Source organism: Luteimonas sp. 22616 (assembly GCF_052044325.1).
GTDB lineage: Bacteria > Pseudomonadota > Gammaproteobacteria > Xanthomonadales > Xanthomonadaceae > Luteimonas.
Genome location: NZ_JBQEMW010000002.1, coordinates 357,011 through 378,202 on the forward strand (window position 1 = coordinate 357,011; position 21,192 = coordinate 378,202).

A 21,192-nucleotide genomic window follows, 5' to 3' on the forward strand; every position below is an offset into this window, starting at 1 on the left:
CTTGCTGTTGCACGGGACGAAGGATACCGAAGAGCCGGGATGGGTGATTCGTGTAGGTGATTCGAAAAAGCGGGCCGGCGGCTGCCAGCTGCCTTATGGCCTTTGCCGATCACGCGCCATGCATCACGGCTTCAGGAAATCGCGCCAGAACGCCGGCCCCAGCGCGGCCAGCTTGCGCAGGAAGCCCAGGAAGCTGTCGTAGCGGCCGGGGAAGCGGCGCTTGCGGAACTGGTACTCGGCGATGAAGAAGCCGCCGACGATGCCGTAGTTGCAGATGTTGGCGAACCACGACCACTGCGTCCGCGTGACCGGCAGCGGCGAACGCAGGCCCAGCGTGGCCAGCAGGCCGTCGGGCACCGCGACCAGCGCCAGGACCAGGTTCACCAGCGCCAGCCCGGCCAGCAGCCAGGCCCAGGCCGCGGTCAGCGCGCGGGTGTAGCGCAGCAGTTCGGGCGCCATCTGCGCCGGCGCGATGTCGTCGAGCCGCGACACGATGCGGGTGATCAACGCCACCCGGCCATCGCGCAGGCTGCGTCCGAACCACCATGCGATCAGCGCCACGAACGCCACCGGCACCAGCAGCATCGGCGCGCGCACCAGCCCGTCGCAATAGAGCACCAGCACGCCCAGCCACAGCAGCGGCAGGGCCGCCCACGCCCACCATTGCCGGTGCAGCATCGGCGCCAGCAGCAGCATCAGCGCCAGCAGCGCCAGTGCGATCGCGGCCAGGCCGGGGCGGTCCCAGGCATTGGAAAGGTGCGCCAGCACGGTGTAGGCCAGCGCCAGCAGCGCCTGGAAGACGAGGATCACTGCACGGTCACCGATGGGAAGCGGAAGTGGCGGCGGGCGCGGCGCCTGTGGCGCCCCGGTTGTCGTGCGGTTGCGGCCAGCGCCGGGAATCCGCCGGGCACGGTCAGCGCCCCGGCGGACGGGCGCAGGATCAGGCTGCCTTGTTCTGCTCGACGTGCGCCGACAGCGCGCGCAGCGAGGCGAAGATCTTGCGGTTCTCGTCGTTGTCCGAACGCAGCTGGAAGCCGTAGCGCTTGCTGATCGCCAGCGCCAGCTCGAGCGCGTCGATCGAGTCCAGGGCCAGTCCGGTGTTGAACAGCGGCGCCTCGGGATCGATCGAGTCGGGCGCGACGTCCTCCAGGTTCAGGCTTTCGACCAGCAGTTGCGCGAGTTCGCGTTCGGCATCGGTTTGCGGTGGCATCAGGCTTCCGTTCGGGTTGGCGTGTCGGTTCGGGCCGGCGCGGGCGGGTTCCGCCGCTGCCGGGGCTGCAACGATCCAGCATCGCGCCGCGCCGCGCAACTGGGCACTTCGCGCAGCCGTTATCATGTTTGGCCACCCTTGCCAGACAGCGCCCGTATTCAGGATGACCACGAATCGCGTCCAGCCCGAACTGCCCAGCCACGCGCCCGCACTCCCGGAAACACCGCCCATGACCGACACCGACGTGCTGGTGATCGGCGGCGGCCCGGCCGGCAGCACCATCGCCACGCTGCTGGCGCGCAAGGGCTGGCAGGTGACGATGCTGGAGAAGGACTGCCACCCGCGCTTCCACATCGGCGAGTCGCTGCTGCCGATGAACATGCCGATCCTCGAGCGCATGGGCGCGCTGGAAAAGGTCGACGCGATCGGCATGCGCAAGCTGGGCGCCGACTTCCCGCGCGACGAGGGCGGCTACAACACTTTCGATTTCGCCAGGGCGCTGGACGTCAAGTTCGCGCACGCCTACCACGTCAAGCGCGAGCAGTTCGACCAGGTGCTGTTCGAGCATGCGCGCGAGCACGGCGTGGACGCACGCGAGCAGGTCAAGGTGGAACGGGTCGAGTTCGATGCCGGCAACCGCCCGGCGCTGGTGCACGCGCGCGACGCCGACGGCAACGCGCTGGCCTTCCGCCCGCGTTATCTGGTCGACGCCAGCGGCCGCGACGCGTTCCTCGGCGGCAAGCTCAAGCTCAAGCGCAAGAACCCGCGCCACCAGTCGGCGGCGGTGTTCAGCCACTACCGCGGGGTCGAACGCCGGCCCGGCCGCGATGCCGGCAACGTCAGCATCTACCGCCACGAGCACGGCTGGGCCTGGCTGATCCCGCTGGCCGACGGCGACATGAGCGTCGGCGCGGTGTGCTATCCGGAATACCTCAAGACCCGCAAGGGCGACAGCGAAGGCTTCCTGCTGCGCACGCTGGACACGATCCCCGAGGTCGCCCGGCGCATGGAAGGCGCGCAGCGCGTCGCGCCGGTGCACGTCACCGGCAACTACGCCTACGAATGCACGCGCATGTCCGGGCCGGGCTGGCTGCTGGTGGGCGACGCCTGGAACTTCGTCGACCCGATGTTCTCCTCCGGCGTGTACCTGGGCATGCACGGCGCCGAACAGGGCGCGGCAGTCGTCGACGGCGCACTGCGCGAACCATCGCGCGAGGCGCGGTTGCAGCGCGACCTGGAGCGTCGGCTGGTCGTCGGGCTGGACGAGTTCAAGTGGTTCATCTACCGCTTCACCTCGCCGACGATGAAGTACCTGTTCGCCAACCCGCGCAACACCCTGCAGATCGAGCAGGCGGTGGTGGCGATGCTGGCCGGCGACGTCTTCGACAGCCCGCGCGTGCGCCGGCGGCTGCGCATGTTCCGGGTGCTGTACACCGCCGCCGCGCTGCGGATGGCGCCGCGCGCGCTGCGCGACTGGTGGCGCCGCCGGCGCCAGGCGCACGTCGGCTTCGACGGCGACACCCTGCACGCGGGCAACCCATGAGCCGGCCGCTGCAATCCATGCCCGGCGCACCGGCGCCGCGGCTGCAGGTCGAGTACGTCCGCGCCGCGTCGGCGACGCCGCTGCTGGCGGACGACACGCTGGCCGTGTTCGGCTTCGGCGACGTGCCGCATGCGCACGACGACCCGCGCTACCTGCGCGTGCCGCTGATGCCGCACGGCGCGGCGCCGTTCGAGGTCTGGCGCGCCAATGCGCCGGTCCTCCACGGCCGCGAGCCCGCCCCCGCGCACGGGGGCGGCGACATCCGCTGGTCGACCGACGGCCAGTTGCTGTTCGGGGCGATCGAGGTCGACGAGGCGCAACACGCCGCGGCCGGGAGTTCCGGGATCACCGCCGCCGCCCGGCATGCCTACGCGCGCATGACGGCATTCGTCCGCGGCAGTGACACGCCGCACCTGCTGCGGGTCTGGAACTATCTCGACGCCATCACCCTCGGCGAGGGCGATGCCGAGCGCTACCGCGAATTCTGCGTCGGCCGCGCGCAGGGGCTCGGCGACTTCGAGGCCCACAACCTGCCCGCGGCCACCGCGATCGGCCGCTGCGACGACGCCCGCGTGGTCCAGGTCTACTGGCTGGCTGCGCGCACGCCTGGCACGCCGGTGGAGAATCCGCGCCAGGTCAGCGCCTACCGCTACCCGCGCCAGTACGGCCCGCAGCAGCCGAGTTTCGCCCGCGCGATGCTGCCGCCACCGGGCAGCGCGATGCCGCTGCTGCTGTCGGGCACCGCCAGCGTGGTCGGCCACGCCACCGCGCACGAGGGCGAACTGCTGGCCCAGCTCGACGAGACGTTCAACAACTTCGACGCCCTGCTCGGCGCCGCGCGCGCGCGCCAGTCGGAACTGCCGGCGCAGTTCGGCCCCGGCACCCGGCTGAAGGTTTACGTCCGCGACCGCGACGACATGGCCATCGTCGCCGACGCCCTCGACCGCCGCCTCGGCGACAGCGTGCCGCGGGTGCTCCTGCACGCCGCGATCTGCCGGCGTGAGCTGGCGGTGGAGATCGACGGCGTGCACGGCGCCGTCTGAGCCAGGCCCGCGACACGCCGCCGGGCGCATGAGCCCGGCCTCCGGTCGCCGGGCGAAGGCGGGGCCGCCGCCCGTCGGACATGTTGCGCTGCGGATTGAATGACGGCCGGCGCCGCTCGCAGACTCCGCTGGCCAGTCGTCTTTCGACAGCAACGCCTGCCTCCAGACCATCCTCGCCGCGCTCCAGCGCGGTCTGCTGTCGTCCCCCGAGGAGGATTTTCCATGAAGCACGTGCCCACCGCCTGTTGCCTGCTGGCCGGCCTGGCCATCGCCGCGTCCGGCATCGCGTCGGCGCAGAACGCCCGTCCCGACAAGCCCCCGATGTCCATCGAGCAGCGCAAGGCGCTGGGCGATTCCATGGCCCAGCGCAACCGCAACCTGAAACAGCCGCGCACCGAAGCCGAGGCCTTGCCAACCCTGGTTCGCCGCCCGGCGGGCGGGGAATCGATGCAGGTGCCGACCGAACTGTGGAACACCCTGTCGGTCCGCAAGGATGCGCAGGGCGGACTTCACCAGATCGAGTCGTCGGGCGATGCCGCGCCGCGATCCGGCTGCGAGGAGGGCCTGGACCAATGAACAAGTCACTGCTGGCGCTTTCCATCGCCACCACGATGCTGTTGTGCGGGTCCGCGTCGCACGCGGCCGATGTCGTCCCGGTCAATTTCGACGACCCCGGCGAAGGCTACAACGACACGACCCCGGCCCTGCCGGCGGGCGGCAACCCCGGCACCACGATCGGCGAACAACGCCGGATCGTGGCCCAGTTCGCCGCCGACCTGTGGGGCTCGGTGCTGGTCAGCGACCAGCCGGTCTTCGTCGGCGCGCAGTTCAACCCGCTGGGTCCCAACGTGCTGGGTTCGGCCGGCGCGACGTTCGTGTTCTCGGACTTCGCCCCGGGCATCGTCGCCGACACCTGGTACAGCTCGGCGCTGGCCGATGCGATCTCGGGCACCGACCTGCAGCCCGGCTTCATCGACATCAACTCGCAGTTCAGTTCCGACTTCGACTTCTACTACGGCCTCGACGGCGACACTCCCGCCGGACAGGTCAGCTTCCTCGACGTGGTGATGCACGAGTTCGGCCACGGCCTCGGGTTCCAGAACTTCGAGAACGAGGCCGCCGGCACGTTCCTGGCCAACCGCCAAGACATCTATTCGGTCTTCACCTTCGACAACACCACCGGCAAGTACTGGACGCAGATGACCGTGCCCGAACGCCAGGCCTCCGCCCTCAACTACGGCAAGGTCGTGTTCGACGGTGTCCGCGCAACCCTGGGTGCAGGGTTGACGCTCGATCCGCGCACGGCGTTCACCGTCACCGCGCCGGCCGCGCTCGCCGGCGAGTACGAGTACGGCACCGCCAGCTTCGGCCCGGCGATCACGCCCGCGAACTTCAGCGGCACCGTGGTCCTGGGCGCGGATGGTGTCGGTGCCAACAACGACGGTTGCGAGCCGCTGGCCAATCCGGCGGCGGTCGCGGGCAACATCGTGCTGCTCGATCGCGGCGGCTGCACGTTCGTGATCAAGGCCCTGAACGCGCAGGCCGCGGGTGCCACCGGGATGGTGATCGCCGACAACGTCGCCGGCACCCCGCCACCGGCGCTGGGCGGGACCGATCCCGCCATCACGATTCCCGCGATCCGGATCACGCTCGCCGACGGCAATGCCTTCAAGGCGAACCTGCCCGCGCAGGTGGGACTGGTGGTCGATCCGGACAAGCTGCAGGGCGCCGACGACGCGGGCCATCCGCGCCTGTTCATGCCCGACCCGGTGCAGGGCGGCTCCTCCGGCTCGCATTACGACACCGCACTGGCGCCGAACGCGTTGATGGAGCCGGCCATCAACGACTCGCTCGATGCCTCGCTCAACCTCGACATCTCGGCCAACCTGCTGCAGGACACCGGCTGGACGATCAATGGTGGCAACGCCAGGATCGGCAACTGCGATACCGGCGTGGACGTGGTCGACGATGCCGGCATCATCGTCGGGGCGAACGTCCAGGCCACCAGCAACCTGTGCGAAAGCCGGGCCCGCAACCGCGGCCACTACCAGCGCTGCATGGCGCAGTACGCCGACCGGCTGGAGGCCAGCGGCCTGGTGTCCGGGCCCCAGGCCGATGCGATCACGAGCTGCGCGGCGAAATCGGGCAAGGGTGGGTAGGACGCGGCTGCTTCGCCTGCGTGCATCCGATGCGGCGCCCCACGGGGCGCCGCCTTTTTCCCCGGCTGCGGACGCGCCGGACCCCCGCTCCGGGCCGCCCGCCACTTGCAATCGCAGGCAACCGGCGCCATCAATGGCGCTACATCTTGCTTGGAGTGGGACATGGGGCTGATCAGCTTGCTCTGGGGCATCGTCGCGATGATCTGGATGATCGTCGCCCTGATTCCGCTGCTGGGTTGGGGCAACTGGTTCCTGATTCCGTTCGCCGCGGTCGGCGCGATCATCGCCGCCATCGGCGTGCTGTTTACCGCGCCGGGCAACCGCGGCCGGGCCAAGACCGGGCTCGCGCTCAACGGCCTGGTGATCGTGGTCGGCGTCGCGCGGCTGATGCTGGGCGGCGGGGTGATCTGACCCCGCCTGCCTTCCGAACCGGGATCCTGCAGGAGCGGCTTCAGCCGCGAGCTTTTGCCGCAGTCGGTGGCAGATCAAGAGCTCGCGGCTGAAGCCGCTCCTACAAGGGAACCGCGGGGCGACCCCGCGCCGCGGCAGGCGTAAAATGCCCGCATGACCTATCCCTACCTTCGCCCGCGACGCATGCGCCGCGATGATTTCTCGCGCCGGCTGATGCGCGAGTCCGTCCTCACCGCCGACGACCTGATCTACCCGGTCTTCGTGCATGAACCCGCCGGCCGCGCGGCGGTGCCGTCGATGCCCGGCGTCGAGCGGCTGTCGATCGACGAGCTGCTGCGCGTGGCCGAAACCGCCAGCGAGCTGCGGATCCCGGCGCTGGCGCTGTTCCCGGTCACCGCACCAGAGGCCAAGTCCCTCGATGCCGCCGCCGCGTGGGACGACGACGGCCTGTGCCAGCGCGCGATCCGCGCCTTGAAGGCACGCTTTCCCGAACTGGGCGTGATCACCGACGTCGCGCTCGACCCATACACCTCGCACGGCCAGGACGGCATCGTCGACGACACCGGCTACGTCATCAACGACGTCACCGTCGAGGCGCTGGTGCAGCAGGCGCTGTCGCACGCGCGCGCCGGCGCCGACGTGGTCGCGCCCAGCGACATGATGGACGGCCGCATCGGCGCGATCCGCGCCGCGCTTGAGCAGGACGGTTTCATCCACACCCGCATCCTGGCCTACGCAGCCAAGTACGCCAGCAGCTTCTACGGCCCGTTCCGCGACGCCGTCGGCTCTGCAAGCGCGCTGGGCAAGGCCGACAAGCGCACCTACCAGATGGACCCGGGCAACTCCGACGAGGCGCTGCGCGAAGTGGCGCTGGACCTGGAGGAAGGCGCCGACATGGTGATGGTCAAGCCGGGCATGCCGTACCTGGACGTGGTGCGCCGGGTGAAGGACGAGTTCGGCGTGCCGACCTACGCCTACCAGGTCAGCGGCGAGTACGCGATGCTCAAGGCCGCGTTCGCCAACGGCTGGCTCGACGAGCGCAAGTGCGTGCTGGAGGCGCTGCTGGGCTTCAAGCGCGCCGGTGCAGACGGCGTGCTGACCTACTTCGCGATCGACGCGGCGCGCTGGCTGCGCGAAGGCTGAGCGGAAGGCGGCGCGGTGCGTCGATCGTCCGTCGTACGCGCACCACACCCATCGCCGGAGCGCCCCACGGGCGCGATACCTTGCCGGCGAAACGCTCGCGCCCAGGTCGCTTCTACAGGCAGCCGGACTGCCCGGTCGCTACTGGCGCGCGCATGCGGTAGATGTCCAGCTTCCCCGCCTTCGGCGCCTTCGCCGAGCCGCTGACCAGCAGCTCGGACGGCTTCGACAGGTCCACCACCGGCGCAAGCGTGTTGCCGTCGGCGGTGTTGAACGACAGCGCCAGCGGCTGCGCTTCGGCGAACGCCTTGCCATCGCACTGCGCGAGCATCAGCCGGATCGGCGCATTCCCGACGTCGTCCGAACGCGCGAACACGATTGTCCGGCCATCGCCCAGCCAGGCCGCGTCGAACTCGTCGGCGGCGGTGTTGACCCCCGGCACCGGCTGCGGCTCGACGAACGCCGCGCCGTTCCATCGCGCGACGAACAGGTCGTGGCCACCGGCGCCGCCGAAGCCGTCGCTGGCGTACAGCAGGTGCGCGCCCTCCGCGCCGGGCGTCGGTGCCCACTCGTCGCCCTTGCCGTTGACGCCGGCGCCCAGGTTTTCGACCGCACCGAAACCGCCATCGGCCAGCACCGCGGCGCGATACAGGTCGTCACCGCCGAAGCCGCCTTCGCGGTTGGAGAAGAAGTACAGCCAGCGGCCATCGGCGCTGAAGGCCGGGTCGAAGTCGTTCGCCGGCGAGTTGACCGGCAGCGGCCGCGGATCCTGCCAGCGGCCATCGCGCAGCGTGGCCTGCCACAGGTCCCAGCCGCCGGCGCCGCCGGGCCGATCGGTGCTGCCCCAGACGATGCGCTGCCCGTCGGGACTGACGCTGGCGCGGACCTCGCCGTGCGGCGTCGACACCACGCCCATGCCTTCGATGCCGAATTCCTGCAGCGCCGCAGCTGCCGCGCCGCAGCCTGACACCAGCGCTGCAGACACCGCCACCGCAAGCACCGTTGCCAGACGCACTTTCGCCTGCCCCATCGCTACGCTCCGTTCGAATCCGCGGCAGTCTAGCGGGCGATGCGGGATCGGTGGATGGCGGCGCGGCCGGCAGGCTTTCCATGCTCCGGCGGATGGACCGTGCCATCGCAGAGACTCCACAAACCGGCGGAGTACACTGGCCGCGACCGCCGCGGTGGACGTCAAGCACGCCGCCGCGCCCTTTCCTAGACACGCGTTCCTCGACACACAGGGGCTGCCATGTCCGAATCCCACCACGCCGTCTTCGGCCACCCGGTCGCGCACTCGCTGTCGCCGCGCATCCATGCCCGCTTCAGCCGCCAGACCGGGATCGCACTGCGTTTCGAAGCGATCGACGCCACTCCCGACACCTTCGCCACCGCGCTCGAGGCCTTTGCCGCGGGCGGCGGCGACGGTGCCAGCGTGACCCTGCCGCTGAAGGAAGCCGCATTGGCGCTGTGCGCGGACGTCAGCGACCGCGCGCGCCGCGCCGGCGCGGTCAACACCCTGGTCCGCAACGGCGAGCACTGGCACGGCGACAACACCGACGGCATCGGCCTGGTGCGCGACCTCACCGGCCGCCACGGCCTGGACCTGCGCCAGCGCCGCACCCTGCTGCTGGGCGCCGGCGGCGCCGCGCACGGCGTCGCGCCGGCGCTGATCGACGCCGGCATCGGCGACCTGTTCATCGTCAACCGCACCAGCGACCGCGCCGACGCGCTGGTCGACAAGCTGGGCCTGCCCAGGCGCGTGCATTCGCGCTACTTCGAGGACCTGCCGGCGCTGGGCGAATTCGACCTGATCATCAACGCCACCTCGGCCGCACGCAGCAGCGGCCTGCCCACTTTGCCGACGTCGCTGGTCGGCGCGCGCACGGCCTGCGTCGACCTGAGCTATGGCGAAGTGGCGATCCCGTTCCTGGCCTGGGCCCGCGCCGCCCACGCGCACCACGCCATCGACGGCATCGGCATGCTGGTCGAACAGGCCGCCGAAGCGTTCAAGCTCTGGCACGGCGTGCGGCCGTACACCGACGAAGCCTACGCGGCGCTGCGCGAGCGCAATGCGTTGCTGGTGACGGCGGATTAGCCGAACCGCTTTGCATTTGCAGGAGCGGCTTCAGCCGCGAGCTTTTCCCATCGCCTGCCGAGATCAAGAGCTCGCGGCTGAAGCCGCTCCTACAAGAACCGGGAGACCACCGGCGCGTAGCCCCGACCTACAGCATCCCGTCGCGCTTGATCGCCAGGTACTTTTCCACCAGCGCCGCCGGCAGCTGTTCGCAGGTCACGTCCAGCACCATCACGTGCTGGTGGCGCAGGGCGTCGTGCACGGCGGCGCGCTGGGCGAGGTAGCGGGCGGCGGCGGCGGCGCGCAGGGCGTCGGGCAATTCGTGGATGCCGGCGTCGAGCGCTTCGTCGATGGCGCGTTCGCGCAAGGACGCAACGACCACCAGGTGGCGCCGCTGCAGCATCCGCACCGCGACCAGCAGGTCCTCGCTGTCCTCGTCGCGCAGGTTGGTCACCAGCATCAGCAGGCCGCGCCGGCGCTGGCGCAGCGACAGGCCGGTGGCGGCGGCGAGGTAATCGGTCGCGACTGGCTGCGGCTGCAGGTCGTAGCTGGCGCGCAGCAGGGTGTCGATCGCGCCGAGGCTGCGCTGCGGCGCGACCCAGCGCTGCTCGCCGCCGGTGGCGAAGAATCCCACCGCGTCGCCCTGCCGCAACGCGAGGTATGACACCACCAGCGCGGCGTCCAGCGCGTGGTCGAAGTGCGCCAGCGCACCGTCGCGCGCGAGCATCCGGCGGCCGGTGTCGAGCACCACGATCAGCTGCTGGTTCTTCTCGTCCTGGTACTCGCGCGAGATCAGCTTGCGCGCGCGTGCGGTGGCCTTCCAGTCGATCTGGCGCAGGCTGTCGCCGATGCGGTACTCGCGCATCTGGTGGAAGTCGGTGCCCTCGCCGCGGCGGCGCTTGAGGTGGGCGCCGACCATGCGCGAGGCCTGTTCCGCCGACAGCAACGCAAAGCGCGCCAGCGGCGCGAAGTTGGGGAACACCCGCACCGCCTGCGGCACGCCGGCCAGCCGCGATTGCCGCCACAGCCGCCACGGCGACAGCAGCCGCAGCTGCACGCCTTCGAAGCGGAAATCGCCGCGCGCGGTCGGGCGCAGGCGATAGCCGAAGCTCGACACGGTGTCCGGCGGCAGCAGCAGGGCGCGCGGCAGGCCACTGGATTCCCAGCCGCCCGGATGCAGGTCGAACACGTCCACGCGCTGGCGGCGCGGACCGGATTCGATGTGCAGCGTCACTTCGCGTTCGATCCCGATCGGCAGCGCCTCGGGCAGATCGCGCACGATCTCCGGCGTGGCGCGGCGGCGCAGCCGCAGCAGGTCGAGCAGCGCGGCGACTGCGATCGCAGCGCCCATCCACCACCACGCGCGCATCGGCAACCAGCCGAAGCCCCCCGCCACGCCGACCCCGGCCCACAGAGCGAGCAGGATGACCAGGAGTGGCGCAGGCCTCATTGGCGGCTCCCATTCCACGCGCGCGCGCCGCTGCGCTCTGTCATCCCGACCCTCCGCGCAGGCCGGGGGAGGGATCTTGCCGCGCGGACAAAAGATCCCTCGCCGCACTCGGCATGACAGGTCTCCGTGGCCACGCGCCAATCCCACCCCGCGGCGAAACGATGGCGACGGCCCGCGAGGAGACGCATCGCGCTCACTGTCGCGGCGCCTCCACCTTGGCCAGCAGCGCGTGCAGCACCTGGTCGGGGTCCTGGCCTTCGATCTGCAGTTCCGGCGCCAGTGCGATGCGGTGGCGCAGCGCCGGCTTGGCGATGTCGCGGATGTCGTCGGGGGTGACGAAGTCGCGCCCCATCAGCACCGCCTGCGCGCGCGCGGCGCGCACCAGCGCCAGACTGCCGCGCGGGCCGGCGCCGAGCGCAATGCCCGGCCACTTGCGCGTGGCCGCGGCGATCCGCACCGCGTACTGCACCACCGCGTCGTCCAGCGTCACCTGCGCGGTGCCCTGCTGCATCGCCACGATGTCGTCGGCCGACAGCACCTGCGCCACCTGCGACAGGTCGAAGTCGGCGGCGGTGCGGCCGCTGCTGACCGCCGCGACCATGCGCACCTCGTCGGCCTGCGACGGATAGTCGATCAACACCTTCAGCAGGAAGCGGTCGAGCTGCGCCTCGGGCAGCGGATAGGTGCCTTCCTGCTCGATCGGGTTCTGCGTGGCCAGCGCCATGAACGGCGGCGGCAGGGGGAAGCTCGAGCCTTCGATCGTCACCTGCTGCTCCTGCATCACCTCCAGCAGCGCCGACTGGGTCTTGGCCGGCGCGCGGTTGATCTCGTCGGCCAGCAGCAGGTTGGTGAACACCGGGCCGCGGCGGACCACGAAGCTCTCGGTCTTCGGGTCGTAGACCGCGTGGCCGCTGACGTCGCTGGGCATCAGGTCGGGGGTGAACTGCACGCGCGCGAAGCCGCAGCCCAGCGCCTGCGCCAGCGCGCGCACCAGCAGGGTCTTGCCCAGCCCCGGCACGCCTTCGACCAGCACGTGGCCGCCGGCGAGCAGCGCGACCAGGATCTGGTCGAGCACGTCGGCCTGGCCGATGAAGGCCTTGGCCACTTCGTCGCGAACCGCGGCGACACGCGTGGCGAGGGCGTCGCCGGTGATTGGGACGGGGTGCGGTTGCAGGTCGGTCATAGCTGTTGCCTCAACTGGAGGAGTCTTGCGATGCGGTGGCGGAAGTCGGCGCCGTCATTGGGACGCGGCGTCTGCAGGGCCTGTTCGATGTCGGCGAGCGGCGCGCCGGTGCGGTGCGCGATGGCTTCGGCCTGCGCGCGGCCGTCGAGCGCGGCGGCCAGTGGGTCGCGGCGGCGCAGGCGCGCCATGAACACCTCACGCACGGCGGCGTACAGCGCCGACGCGCGGCCGTAGCGCCACAGGTGCTCGCCGCTGGCCTGCACGTGTTCGAGCAGCGCGCGCCGCGCCGGCTCCGGCGATGGCAGCCGCGGGCCGAAGCGCTGGGTGCGCATCCACAGCCACCCGGCCAGCGCCAGCAGCGCAGGCAACCACGCCATCCATGCGGTTTCGAGCAGCAGCCGCCACAGCGACGGCATGTTCGCGGCGTAGACCAGGTGCACCGTGCCGCGCTTCCAGCCCGGCTGCAGCAGTTGCCGCGCCAACGCGCTGAACGCGGGGCGTTCCAGCGAAGCATTGGTGAGGAAGTTGAAGTCCGCCACCACGTCCACCGTGCCCTCGCCGTGCGCCAGGCGTGCGTAGGCGTAGCCATTGTCGAGGTCGCCCCAGGCGTGCAATGGCTCGACCCCGAGCATGGTGAAGCGGGTGCCGCCGCAGAACGCGAACGCCGCGTCGGGCTTCTTGCCGTCGTCGTCGCGTCGTTCGCGGCCGGCGCCCGCAGGCGGCGCGATGCGCATGCACTCGTAGGATGGCATCGGCCGCAGCTGCAGCGCATCGAGCAGTTCCCCCGCGCGTGTCGCTTCGCCGCGTTCCAGCGGCGGCGTGCGCACCAGCAGGTGGCCGCCGTCCTCCACCCAGTCCAGCAGGCCGTTCACGTCCTCGACCGGCAGCGTGCGCGGATCGTTGAGCACCAGCACCGTGTCGCGCGCGTCGAGCGGCACGTCGCCCAGCTGCAGGCGCTGCCGCGACCGTGCCTGCGCACCGTCGGCCTGCAGGGCCAGCTTGAGCGCGTACAGCGGGTTGTAGCTGGCTTCGCCGCGCGGCCGCAGGGTGACTTCGGTCTCGACGTATTCGTAGTTGTACGTCCACCACGCCGTCGCCGCAGCCGCGACCAGCAGGCCGAGCACCACCAGCCCGACATTACGGCCAGACAGCCTCATCGCGCCCACCCGAAGCGCTGCGCGAGCGTGTCGAGCAGGCCGTCGAACGCGCCCTCGTCCGGCAACCGCTGCGCATAGGCCGCGTACTGCCAGACGCGGACCACGCGCGCGAACGCGTCGCGATCCTGCGGGTCGGGCATGCGCCTTGATGCGCGCAGGCATTCGGATTCGGTCGCCCCGGGCACCAGCGTCACCGCCGCGCGCACGGCCATCGCCTCGACGCTGGCGCGGTACAGCAGGGCCAGCGCGCGCCGCGGCCGGCCTTCGCGCCACAGCCGGCGCGCGGCGGCGACGATGTCCTCGGGCAGCACGTCGGGCAGCGTCGCCTCGGCGACCTCGACCGGCGTCGGCGATGGCCTGGCCACCAGGCCACCGCGCAGCCACGGCAGCCAGCGCTTCGCGGTGGCGGCCAGCAGGACCAGCAGCGCGAGCAGTAGCAGCCACAGGCCGAATTCGCCGATGAAGGCGATCGCCTTCGCCAGGGCCGGGAACGGCAGATTCGGTGGCGGCGCGTGGCGCTCGCGTTCCCGCGCCCGCCAGTGCGACTGCTTGCGCTTGGGCCGCAGCAGCGGATCGCGATAGGCCTGTTCGACCGCCTTGTCGAAGCCGGGATCGTCGACGCGCGCATCGCCGAACACATCGTCCAGGCGCGCCGCGTCGCCATCGCCCGCCTGCGGGATCCGGGTCCTGGCGGGCGGCTGCACCGCATCGTCCTGCACCGCGTTCGCGCCTGGCGCGGCCTGCGACGGCAGCGGCAGGATCGATATCGCCCCGACCGCGAGCAGCAGCACGGTCGCCGTCGTCGCCAATCGCGTGCGCATGCGCCGCAGGGCGATCTCCACGTCCCAGGCCTCGATCCGGGTGCGACGGTTGAGGTACAGGCCGAAGCCGGCGCCGACGTAGAACGGCTCGATCGCGCTGGTCGCGATCCACACGACGGCGTGCAGCACGACCTGCGCCCACCGCGGCGGCTGCACGGTCAGCAGCGACCAGGTCGCGCGCACCGATTCGGGCAGGAACTCCCACGGCACGAACAGCAGCGCCAGCGACAGCATCGACAGCGACAGCGCAACCACGAACAGCAGGCACACCAGCGTCAGCAGCATCCCCTGCCCGCGCACCGCATCGCCGAGCACCCGGCGGCGTTCGCGCAGGCGGCCGCCGTCGGCGCCTTCAAGCAGGTCCACCGGCAGCGCGAGCGCGCGGGTCAGGCTGATGCGACGCCAGAGCAGATGCCCGCGCATCGCGCGCCAGCCCCAGCTGCGCTGCGCGGCCAGCGTCTGCCGCGTGGTGGGCGTCTCGCCGAATACCGCGCGCGAAAGCACGAACAGCACGATGCGGTCGAACAGCGGCTTGAGCCACCACATCGCCAGCCATGCCAGCCAGATGCGGTCGACCGCGAGCGCGGCCAGGTTGACGGCCACGAACACCGGCGCGACCAGCAGCAGCCACGGGATCCAGATCGCGGCGGCGTTGCGGCGCACCAGCGCGGTGCCCAGTTCGACCGCCTCCCACGGCGAGCGCGGTCGCAGTTCGACGCGCAGGGATTCGAGCTTCATGGCGGCGCCCCGCGCACGGATCTGCTCCGCCCCGCGAACGCCAGCCAGCCCAGCACCAGCGCCCACAGCACGCCGCCAACGGCGAACTTCACCGGCCCGGGGATCGACCCGATCGACGACCAGAACGCCTCCACGAACGCCGCGAACAACAGCATCGCGAACACCCCGAGGCACAGCTTGCCGCCGACCTTGCCGCCCTCCACCAGCGCATCGAGGCGGCTGCGCCGGCCAGGCGCGACCAGGTCGAGCCCCAGCCGCAGGCCCGCGGCACCGGCAACCACGATCGCCGACAGCTCCGGCGCCGAATGCCCGACCACGAAGCGCCAGAACGGGCCACCGTGTCCGATGCCCTGCAGGTGCCCGGCGACCGCGCCGAAGATCACGCCGTTGAACACCAGCACCAGCAGCGAACCGACGCCGGCCAGCAGGCCGCTGGCGAAGGTGCGGAAGCCGATGCCGATGTTGTTGGCGATGTAGTAGCCGAACATCTCCAGGTCGCTGCCACTGTCGCGGCCGAGCTTCGCCCCGGGCGCGGCCGGGTCGTACATCGATTCGAACTGTGCCAGCTGCTGCGGATCGAACAGGCTGTGGATCAGCTCCGGCCGCCAACGCACGGCGAAGTACATGGCCACGGTCGAGGCCACGAACAGCGCGGCCGACGCCCACAGGCAGCCGCGCTGCGCGCGCACCAGGCGCGGGAAATCGGCCAGCAGGAATTCCAGCGCCCGCCGCCAGCGCGGCGGCGCCGGCCGGTACAGCGCGTTGTGGCCGCGCTGCATCAGCTCCTGCAGGCGCGCGGTCACCACCGGGCTGTAGTTGCGGCGGCGGGCGAGCGCGAGCTGCTGGCACAGGCGCCGGTAGCGCGCCGGCATGTCCTCGTCGCGCAGGCCCTGCCAGCCGCGCGCCGCGCGGGCGCCGCGAGGGCTGCCGGCGCGCGCGTCGAGCCACTGCGCGAACTCCTCCCACTCGCGCTCGTGGCGCGCGACGAAGTGCGCCTGCCTCATCGCCGCCCCAGCAGCCAGTTGGAGATGCCCAGCAGCCGCATCACCCCGGCCTCGCCGCGCGCGCCGGTGACCGGCTCGGCGATGTCGGCCAGTTCGGCCTGGCGCTCGGGCGTGAGCTGCGCGGCCCGTTCGGCGAAGGCGATCACCGCCGTCTGCTCTTCCGGCCGCAGCGGATGCACCGGCGCCTGCACGCCCGCCACCGGCGGCGCCGTCGGCGGGCGCAGGCGCGGCGCATGCACCACCAGGGTGCCGGCGACCATGTCGCCCAGGCGGCGCCCGAACGGATCCGACAGGCTGGCCGCCAGGCCGAAGCCGTAGCCGACCGGCAGCGCATCGACCGTGCGCAGCAGGTTGCGGATGAAAGATGCCAGCCAACCGACCGGCGCACCGTCGGCGGAGACCACGCGCAGTTCCATCGCCCGCTTGCCCGGCGTCTGGCCGTCGAACATGGCCTCGAACACCACCGGGTACAGCCACAGCATCACGAACATCAGGATCATGTACATGCCGATGCCGGCCTTGCCCAGGATGCCCAGCAGCGCGCTGGACACGCTCAGCACGCCGATGCGGATGCCCAGGTCGATCAGCCACGCCAGCGCGCGCGGCACCGGGCCGGCGGCGGGCAGCCGCAGCGCGACGCCCTCGGGCGTATGCACTTCGCGAAAGGTATCGAGCATCAGCCTGCGATCGCCCCGTCGCGCACGCGCGCCGCCATCAGGTCATCCATGCCGTCCGTATCCGAAGCCGATCCCCGGCGCTACTCTACCGGCTCGCCACGCCAGCGCAAACGCGCCGCATGCGCGATCCCCTTCTCGTGGAAATCCCGCCATGCAGTGCCGCGACGGCTGCGGCGCCTGCTGCATCGCGCCCTCGATCACCTCATCGATCCCCGGCATGCCGCATGGCAAGCCGGCCGGGATCCCGTGCGTGCAACTCGACGACGCGCTGCGCTGTCGCCTGTTCGGCAACCCCATGCGTCCCGCGTTCTGCGCCTCGCTGTGCCCGGCCGATGACATGTGCGGAAATGACCGCGGCGAGGCGATGGACACCCTGCGCCTGCTCGAACTGGCCACGCAATCGTAGGTCGGGGCTACGCTCCCGACGTTGCGCATGATGAGGCGACGCGCCTGACATCGCGCGCGTCGCATGCAGGAAGCGGCTTCCGCCGCGAGCTTCTTGCCGGAAGGCCAAAAGCTCGCGGCTCAAGCCGCTCCCACAAGGGCAAGTGCGGTGCGACTATGGCCCCGCGGCGACGAGATACTCGTCCTTCAACCGCACATAGTGCTGCGCGCTGTAGTGCAGGCCCTCGATCTCGGCGTCGCTGAGCATCCGCACCTTCCGCGCCGGGCTTCCGATCCACAGCTCGCCCTCGCCCACGGTGCGGCCGGGCGGCACCAGCGCGCCGGCGCCGATGAAGGCGTGCTTCTTCACCAGCGCACCGTCGAGCACGATCGCGCCCATGCCGATGAGCACCGCATCCTCGACCTGGCAGGCGTGGAGGATCGCCTTGTGGCCGATCGTCACGTCCTCGCCGATCACCGTTGCGAAGCCGCCGAGCTTCGCATGCGGGCCGTCGTGGCTGACGTGGATCACGGTGCCGTCCTGCACGTTGGTGCGCGCGCCGATGCGGACGAAATTGACGTCGCCGCGGATCACCGTCTGCGGCCACACCGACACGTCGTCGCCGAGCACCACGTCGCCGATCACGCTGGCGTCCGGGTCGATGTAGACGCGCGCGCCGAGGCCGGGGAATACATCGCGATAGGGGCGGAGGCTGTTCATGCCGTGATTGTAGGACCTGCCCCCGGACCTGGTCCGGGCACGGATACCACCCGACATCACGGCGATCGCGAACCGTGCCGGGGAGCCGGCATCGTCTGCAGCGACTCCCGCACCGCGCCCGGGGCACGCATCGCCGCCAAACGCACAGTGCGGCGCCGTATAGTCTCCCCATGAACCTGCCCGCCGACACGTCGCCCGCCGAACTGCGCCCCACCCTCGACCGCCTGCGCGACGCCTGGCGGCAGGACCGCCCCGATGCGCGCCAGCGGCTTGACGACCTCGCCCGCCTGCGCGACGCCTTCAAGGCCGGCCGCGGCGCCATGCTCGACGCGGTCGGTGCCGACTTCGGCCATCGCTCCGTGCACGAGACCCTGCTCGGCGAATCCATGCCCGTGGCCGCCGAACTCGACCACCTGCGCGGCAAGCTGCGCGGCTGGATGAAGCCACGCCGCGTCGGCAGCGGCTGGCGGCTGTGGCCGGCGCGCGCGCAGATCCGACCCGAGGCCGTGGGCGTGGTCGGGGTGATGTCGCCGTGGAATTACCCGATCAACCTGGCGCTGATCCCCCTGGCCACCGCGATCGCCGCCGGCAACCACGTCTACCTCAAGCCGTCCGAGCACACCCCGCACACCAGTGCCTGGCTGCGCGAGTTGCTGGCGGACGTGTTTCCCGCCGACCGCGTTGCGGTCGCGCTCGGCGACGCCGCGCTCGGTGCGCAGTTCTCGGCGCTGCCGTTCGACCACCTCGTGTTCACCGGCTCCACCGCGGTTGGCCGCAAGGTGATGGCGGCGGCCGCGCCCAACCTCACCCCGCTGACGCTGGAACTGGGCGGCAAGTCGCCGGCGATCGTCACCGCGGATTTCCCGCCGGCAAAAGCCGCCGCGCGGCTGGCGACCGGCAAGTGGCTCAATGCCGGCCAGACCTGCATCGCGCCCGACTACGTGCTGGTCGACCATGCCAGCCGCGACGCGCTGGTGGCTGCGCTGCGCGAACAGGCCCAGGCGCGCTACGGCGACCTGAAGCAGGCCGACGACCTCACCCGCATCATCAACGAAGGCCAGTACCGGCGCCTGCGCGGCCACATCGACGACGCCCGCGCGCGCGGCCTGGAAGTGATCGAACTGATCGCGCTGGACCCGGTGCGCGCTGAGGCCGAACGCATGATCGCGCCGACCCTGGTGCTGGAACCGGGCGACGACGCCAGCGTGATGGGCGAAGAGATCTTCGGCCCGATCCTGCCGATCCGCAGCTATCGGAACCTCGACGAGGCGATCGCCTACGTCGAGGCGCGCGACCGCCCGCTGGCCCTGTATCCCTTCAGCCGCGACCGTGCGACGGTGGAGAAGATCCTCGGCCGCCTCCTCGCCGGCGGCGTCACCGTCAACGACACGCTGCTGCATTTCGCCGCCGGCAACCTGCCGTTTGGCGGCGTCGGCGCCAGCGGCATGGGCCAGTACCACGGCCGTGCCGGCTTCGACGCGATGACCAAGGCGATGCCGGTGCTGTGGCAACCGCGCTGGGCGGCGAGCGACCTGCTCAAGCCGCCGTATCGCGGATTCGTGGAGCGCATGGTGCGATTCCTCGCCGGTTGAGACCCCGTATCCTGTAGGAGCGCCCCATGGGCGCGATGTTTTGCCGATGAAGGCTGATCGCGCCCATGGGGCGCTCCTACAGGGCACGTGCATGAAAATCGCCAGCTGGAACGTCAACTCGCTCAACGTGCGCCTGCCGCACCTGGAACAGTGGCTGCGCGACGCGCAACCCGATGTTGTCGGGATCCAGGAAACCAAACTCGCCGACGACAAGTTCCCCGACGCCGTGCTCGCCGGCCTCGGCTACCGCAGCGTGTTCTCCGGCCAGAAGACCTACAACGGCGTGGCGATCCTCGCGCGCGACCGCGCGATCGACGACGTGCAGGTCGGCATCCCCGGGTTCGACGACGAACAGAAGCGGGTGATCGCCGCCACCGTCGGCGACGTGCGCGTGGTCAACCTGTACGTGGTCAACGGCCAGGACGTCGGCACCGACAAGTACGCCTACAAGCTGCGCTGGCTCGACGCCGTGCACGACTGGCTGGCGGCGGAACTGGCGGCGCATCCGCGGCTGGTTGTGCTGGGCGACTTCAACATCGCCCCCGACGAACGCGACGTGCACGACCCGGCGGTCTGGAACGACGCCCATATCCTCACCTCCACCGCCGAGCGCGCGGCCCTGCAGCGGCTGCAGGCGCTGGGCCTGCACGACGCCTTCCGCCTGCACCACGACGCCGCCGGCATCTTCAGCTGGTGGGACTACCGCCAGGCCGCCTTCCGGCGCGACATGGGCCTGCGCATCGACCTGACGCTGGTGTCCGACGCCCTGCGCCCGCACGCGATCGAAGCGGGCATCGACCGCGAGCCGCGGACCTGGGAGCGCCCCAGCGACCACGCACCGGCATGGGTCACGCTGGGTGCCTGAGCAAGCCCGCACGTCGCGTCACGCGGCGAATCGCACGCACCAGCCGACAACCCGCCAGCAACGACCTCCGTTGTTGCCGTTGCCGTTGCCGTTGCCGTTGCCGTTGCCGTTGCCGTGATTTTTTGCTTCTGAAGATCACGCCGCGCCACCAGTATTCGTAGACCCGGAGGGCGCCGCACAGGACGTGCGGCGTTTTCCTATGAGGCAGGATGCCGATTAGGAAAATCCCTGCGCAACCCAACGCTGCTGCGGGAGGGGTGTACGGGAAAAGCGTTTTCTTTTTTGACGCTTATCAAAGAAATGAACTCGCCCGCGCAGCGGGCGAAACGCCCTTGATCCTTGCTTCTTTTACGGTTTCTGACATCGAAACCAAAGGGCGAAAACCAACGGCGAAAGTCAGAAGCTTCCGCCTTCGGCGGCTTCATTTCTTTTGATAAGCGTCAAAAGAAACGGAAGCAAAGAAAAACGCTTCCCCGTACAGAGCTCACCAGGCGATTCATCGACGCGGGGATTTTTCTAAGGGGCATCCTGCCCCGTAGAAAAACGGCGCACATCCATGTGCGCCGCCCTCCGGGTCTACGAGTACCGATAGTTCGGTGCGATCTTCAGAAGCAAGTAGCAAGAAGCAACGGCTATTGCACCTGCACCTGCATCAACGACGCCGGATCCAAAAGAAAAGGCCCGGCAATGCCGGGCCTTTGCACTCGCGGGATCGCGCGCTCAACGCACGCGGCCACGCCTGAACAGGTTGACGATCGCCAGCAGGATGATCGCGCCGATCAACGAAGCGACCAGCCCCATGATGCTGAAATCGCCGCTGTTGACGGTTCCCGTGCCGAGCAGCGGCGCGATGAACCAGCCGCCCAGGAACGAACCGACAATGCCGACCACGATGTTCAGGATCAGTCCCTGCTGCGCGTCGGTCTTCATGATCATGCTTGCAAGCCAGCCGATGATCCCACCCACGATCAACCAGATGATGAAACTCATGCTGCGACTCCTTCAGTTTTTGGCGAGAGA

Annotated in this window: 21 protein-coding genes and 1 pseudogene; 10 read left to right on the forward strand and 12 right to left on the reverse strand. The window is 70.5% G+C overall.

Annotated elements, in window-relative coordinates; translation table 11 throughout:
- Nucleotides 1–123 precede the first annotated feature (123 nt).
- Complete coding sequence (locus ACTJIL_RS13990; RefSeq protein WP_440756630.1) at nucleotides 124–807, reverse strand: ketosynthase; 684 nt, start codon at nucleotides 805–807, stop codon at nucleotides 124–126.
- 133 nt (nucleotides 808–940) lie between these two features.
- Nucleotides 941–1,210 carry a phosphopantetheine-binding protein gene (locus tag ACTJIL_RS13995; RefSeq protein WP_440756227.1) on the reverse strand — a complete coding sequence of 90 codons (270 nt, stop codon included), beginning with the start codon at nucleotides 1,208–1,210 and terminating at the stop codon, nucleotides 941–943.
- A gap of 229 nt (nucleotides 1,211–1,439) precedes the next feature.
- Here ACTJIL_RS13995 and ACTJIL_RS14000 point away from each other — a divergent pair, with 229 nt between their 5' ends.
- The 6 genes from ACTJIL_RS14000 to hemB all read left to right on the forward strand — a co-directional run bounded on the left by ACTJIL_RS14000 (nucleotide 1,440) and on the right by hemB (nucleotide 7,509).
- A complete protein-coding gene (locus tag ACTJIL_RS14000) occupies nucleotides 1,440–2,753 on the forward strand; it encodes an NAD(P)/FAD-dependent oxidoreductase (RefSeq protein WP_440756228.1) in 1,314 nt (437 codons plus the stop codon).
- Nucleotides 2,750–3,796: a pteridine-dependent deoxygenase gene (locus ACTJIL_RS14005; protein WP_440756229.1), complete on the forward strand. Its 1,047-nt coding sequence runs from the start codon at nucleotides 2,750–2,752 to the stop codon at nucleotides 3,794–3,796. The genes ACTJIL_RS14000 and ACTJIL_RS14005 overlap by 4 nt, the downstream gene beginning before the upstream one ends.
- A 222-nt stretch (nucleotides 3,797–4,018) precedes the next feature.
- Complete coding sequence (locus tag ACTJIL_RS14010) at nucleotides 4,019–4,372, forward strand: hypothetical protein (RefSeq protein ID WP_440756230.1); 354 nt, start codon at nucleotides 4,019–4,021, stop codon at nucleotides 4,370–4,372.
- Complete coding sequence (locus ACTJIL_RS14015; RefSeq protein ID WP_440756231.1) at nucleotides 4,369–5,955, forward strand: PA domain-containing protein; 1,587 nt, start codon at nucleotides 4,369–4,371, stop codon at nucleotides 5,953–5,955. Before ACTJIL_RS14010 ends, ACTJIL_RS14015 begins: the two co-directional genes overlap by 4 nt.
- Nucleotides 5,956–6,117: 162 nt before the next feature.
- Nucleotides 6,118–6,366 (forward strand): hypothetical protein, encoded by a 249-nt coding sequence (locus ACTJIL_RS14020; protein WP_440756232.1) that lies wholly within the window; start codon nucleotides 6,118–6,120, stop codon nucleotides 6,364–6,366.
- Nucleotides 6,367–6,519: 153 nt separating this feature from the next.
- Nucleotides 6,520–7,509: a porphobilinogen synthase gene (hemB, locus tag ACTJIL_RS14025; RefSeq protein ID WP_440756233.1), complete on the forward strand. Its 990-nt coding sequence runs from the start codon at nucleotides 6,520–6,522 to the stop codon at nucleotides 7,507–7,509.
- Between the two features lie 112 nt (nucleotides 7,510–7,621).
- On the opposite strand, the gene ACTJIL_RS14030 is transcribed toward hemB, so the two are convergent.
- Nucleotides 7,622–8,536, reverse strand: coding sequence for a TolB-like protein (locus ACTJIL_RS14030; protein WP_440756234.1), 915 nt, complete (start codon nucleotides 8,534–8,536; stop codon nucleotides 7,622–7,624).
- 219 nt (nucleotides 8,537–8,755) lie between these two features.
- Here ACTJIL_RS14030 and aroE point away from each other — a divergent pair, with 219 nt between their 5' ends.
- Nucleotides 8,756–9,601, forward strand: coding sequence for a shikimate dehydrogenase (gene aroE / locus ACTJIL_RS14035; RefSeq protein ID WP_440756235.1), 846 nt, complete (start codon nucleotides 8,756–8,758; stop codon nucleotides 9,599–9,601).
- Between the two features lie 127 nt (nucleotides 9,602–9,728).
- On the opposite strand, the gene ACTJIL_RS14040 is transcribed toward aroE, so the two are convergent.
- The 6 genes from ACTJIL_RS14040 to ACTJIL_RS14065 form a co-directional block, all read right to left on the reverse strand.
- The gene (locus tag ACTJIL_RS14040) at nucleotides 9,729–11,030 is read right to left on the reverse strand and encodes a DUF58 domain-containing protein (RefSeq protein WP_440756236.1); all 1,302 of its coding nucleotides are present in this window, start codon (nucleotides 11,028–11,030) and stop codon (nucleotides 9,729–9,731) included.
- 193 nt (nucleotides 11,031–11,223) lie between these two features.
- Nucleotides 11,224–12,213, reverse strand: a complete 990-nt coding sequence (locus ACTJIL_RS14045; protein ID WP_440756237.1) for an AAA family ATPase — start codon at nucleotides 12,211–12,213, stop codon at nucleotides 11,224–11,226.
- Nucleotides 12,210–13,370, reverse strand: a complete 1,161-nt coding sequence (locus ACTJIL_RS14050) for a DUF4350 domain-containing protein (RefSeq protein WP_440756238.1) — start codon at nucleotides 13,368–13,370, stop codon at nucleotides 12,210–12,212. The genes ACTJIL_RS14045 and ACTJIL_RS14050 overlap by 4 nt, the downstream gene beginning before the upstream one ends.
- The gene (locus ACTJIL_RS14055) at nucleotides 13,367–14,929 is read right to left on the reverse strand and encodes a DUF4129 domain-containing protein (protein WP_440756239.1); all 1,563 of its coding nucleotides are present in this window, start codon (nucleotides 14,927–14,929) and stop codon (nucleotides 13,367–13,369) included. Before ACTJIL_RS14055 ends, ACTJIL_RS14050 begins: the two co-directional genes overlap by 4 nt.
- Nucleotides 14,926–15,933 (reverse strand): stage II sporulation protein M, encoded by a 1,008-nt coding sequence (locus ACTJIL_RS14060; RefSeq protein ID WP_440756240.1) that lies wholly within the window; start codon nucleotides 15,931–15,933, stop codon nucleotides 14,926–14,928. The genes ACTJIL_RS14055 and ACTJIL_RS14060 overlap by 4 nt, the downstream gene beginning before the upstream one ends.
- Complete coding sequence (locus ACTJIL_RS14065; protein WP_440756241.1) at nucleotides 15,930–16,610, reverse strand: RDD family protein; 681 nt, start codon at nucleotides 16,608–16,610, stop codon at nucleotides 15,930–15,932. Before ACTJIL_RS14065 ends, ACTJIL_RS14060 begins: the two co-directional genes overlap by 4 nt.
- Before the next feature lie 151 nt (nucleotides 16,611–16,761).
- Between ACTJIL_RS14065 and ACTJIL_RS14070 the strand changes: the two genes are divergently transcribed.
- The gene (locus tag ACTJIL_RS14070) at nucleotides 16,762–17,016 is read left to right on the forward strand and encodes a YkgJ family cysteine cluster protein (RefSeq protein ID WP_440756242.1); all 255 of its coding nucleotides are present in this window, start codon (nucleotides 16,762–16,764) and stop codon (nucleotides 17,014–17,016) included.
- Nucleotides 17,017–17,169: 153 nt separating this feature from the next.
- On the opposite strand, the gene ACTJIL_RS14075 is transcribed toward ACTJIL_RS14070, so the two are convergent.
- A complete protein-coding gene (locus tag ACTJIL_RS14075; RefSeq protein ID WP_440756243.1) occupies nucleotides 17,170–17,715 on the reverse strand; it encodes a gamma carbonic anhydrase family protein in 546 nt (181 codons plus the stop codon).
- A gap of 170 nt (nucleotides 17,716–17,885) precedes the next feature.
- Here ACTJIL_RS14075 and ACTJIL_RS14080 point away from each other — a divergent pair, with 170 nt between their 5' ends.
- Together ACTJIL_RS14080 and xth are read left to right on the forward strand one after the other, a co-directional pair.
- Nucleotides 17,886–19,307, forward strand: a complete 1,422-nt coding sequence (locus ACTJIL_RS14080) for a coniferyl aldehyde dehydrogenase (protein ID WP_440756244.1) — start codon at nucleotides 17,886–17,888, stop codon at nucleotides 19,305–19,307.
- A gap of 91 nt (nucleotides 19,308–19,398) precedes the next feature.
- Complete coding sequence (gene xth / locus ACTJIL_RS14085; protein ID WP_440756245.1) at nucleotides 19,399–20,172, forward strand: exodeoxyribonuclease III; 774 nt, start codon at nucleotides 19,399–19,401, stop codon at nucleotides 20,170–20,172.
- A 720-nt stretch (nucleotides 20,173–20,892) separates the two neighbouring features.
- On the opposite strand, the gene ACTJIL_RS14090 is transcribed toward xth, so the two are convergent.
- Nucleotides 20,893–21,063: a GlsB/YeaQ/YmgE family stress response membrane protein gene (locus ACTJIL_RS14090; RefSeq protein ID WP_440756631.1), complete on the reverse strand. Its 171-nt coding sequence runs from the start codon at nucleotides 21,061–21,063 to the stop codon at nucleotides 20,893–20,895.
- A pseudogene (locus tag ACTJIL_RS14095) lies at nucleotides 21,039–21,162 on the reverse strand (GlsB/YeaQ/YmgE family stress response membrane protein); the annotation flags it as partial. The gene ACTJIL_RS14090 and the pseudogene ACTJIL_RS14095, both read right to left, overlap by 25 nt.
- Nucleotides 21,163–21,192 lie beyond the last annotated feature (30 nt).

Excerpts from the sequence above, each read along its gene's own strand:
- ACTJIL_RS13995 (WP_440756227.1), bottom strand. The coding sequence starts at position 1,210 with ATGCCACCGCAAACCGATGCCGAACGCGAACTCGCGCAACTGCTGGTC.
- ACTJIL_RS14000 (WP_440756228.1), top strand. The coding sequence starts at position 1,440 with ATGACCGACACCGACGTGCTGGTGATCGGCGGCGGCCCGGCCGGCAGC.
- ACTJIL_RS14005 (WP_440756229.1), top strand. The coding sequence starts at position 2,750 with ATGAGCCGGCCGCTGCAATCCATGCCCGGCGCACCGGCGCCGCGGCTG.
- ACTJIL_RS14010 (WP_440756230.1), top strand. The coding sequence starts at position 4,019 with ATGAAGCACGTGCCCACCGCCTGTTGCCTGCTGGCCGGCCTGGCCATC.
- ACTJIL_RS14015 (WP_440756231.1), top strand. The coding sequence starts at position 4,369 with ATGAACAAGTCACTGCTGGCGCTTTCCATCGCCACCACGATGCTGTTG.
- ACTJIL_RS14020 (WP_440756232.1), top strand. The coding sequence starts at position 6,118 with ATGGGGCTGATCAGCTTGCTCTGGGGCATCGTCGCGATGATCTGGATG.
- hemB (WP_440756233.1), top strand. The coding sequence starts at position 6,520 with ATGACCTATCCCTACCTTCGCCCGCGACGCATGCGCCGCGATGATTTC.
- ACTJIL_RS14030 (WP_440756234.1), bottom strand. The coding sequence starts at position 8,536 with ATGGGGCAGGCGAAAGTGCGTCTGGCAACGGTGCTTGCGGTGGCGGTG.
- aroE (WP_440756235.1), top strand. The coding sequence starts at position 8,756 with ATGTCCGAATCCCACCACGCCGTCTTCGGCCACCCGGTCGCGCACTCG.
- ACTJIL_RS14040 (WP_440756236.1), bottom strand. The coding sequence starts at position 11,030 with ATGAGGCCTGCGCCACTCCTGGTCATCCTGCTCGCTCTGTGGGCCGGG.
- ACTJIL_RS14045 (WP_440756237.1), bottom strand. The coding sequence starts at position 12,213 with ATGACCGACCTGCAACCGCACCCCGTCCCAATCACCGGCGACGCCCTC.
- ACTJIL_RS14050 (WP_440756238.1), bottom strand. The coding sequence starts at position 13,370 with ATGAGGCTGTCTGGCCGTAATGTCGGGCTGGTGGTGCTCGGCCTGCTG.
- ACTJIL_RS14055 (WP_440756239.1), bottom strand. The coding sequence starts at position 14,929 with ATGAAGCTCGAATCCCTGCGCGTCGAACTGCGACCGCGCTCGCCGTGG.
- ACTJIL_RS14060 (WP_440756240.1), bottom strand. The coding sequence starts at position 15,933 with ATGAGGCAGGCGCACTTCGTCGCGCGCCACGAGCGCGAGTGGGAGGAG.
- ACTJIL_RS14065 (WP_440756241.1), bottom strand. The coding sequence starts at position 16,610 with ATGCTCGATACCTTTCGCGAAGTGCATACGCCCGAGGGCGTCGCGCTG.
- ACTJIL_RS14070 (WP_440756242.1), top strand. The coding sequence starts at position 16,762 with ATGCAGTGCCGCGACGGCTGCGGCGCCTGCTGCATCGCGCCCTCGATC.
- ACTJIL_RS14075 (WP_440756243.1), bottom strand. The coding sequence starts at position 17,715 with ATGAACAGCCTCCGCCCCTATCGCGATGTATTCCCCGGCCTCGGCGCG.
- ACTJIL_RS14080 (WP_440756244.1), top strand. The coding sequence starts at position 17,886 with ATGAACCTGCCCGCCGACACGTCGCCCGCCGAACTGCGCCCCACCCTC.
- xth (WP_440756245.1), top strand. The coding sequence starts at position 19,399 with ATGAAAATCGCCAGCTGGAACGTCAACTCGCTCAACGTGCGCCTGCCG.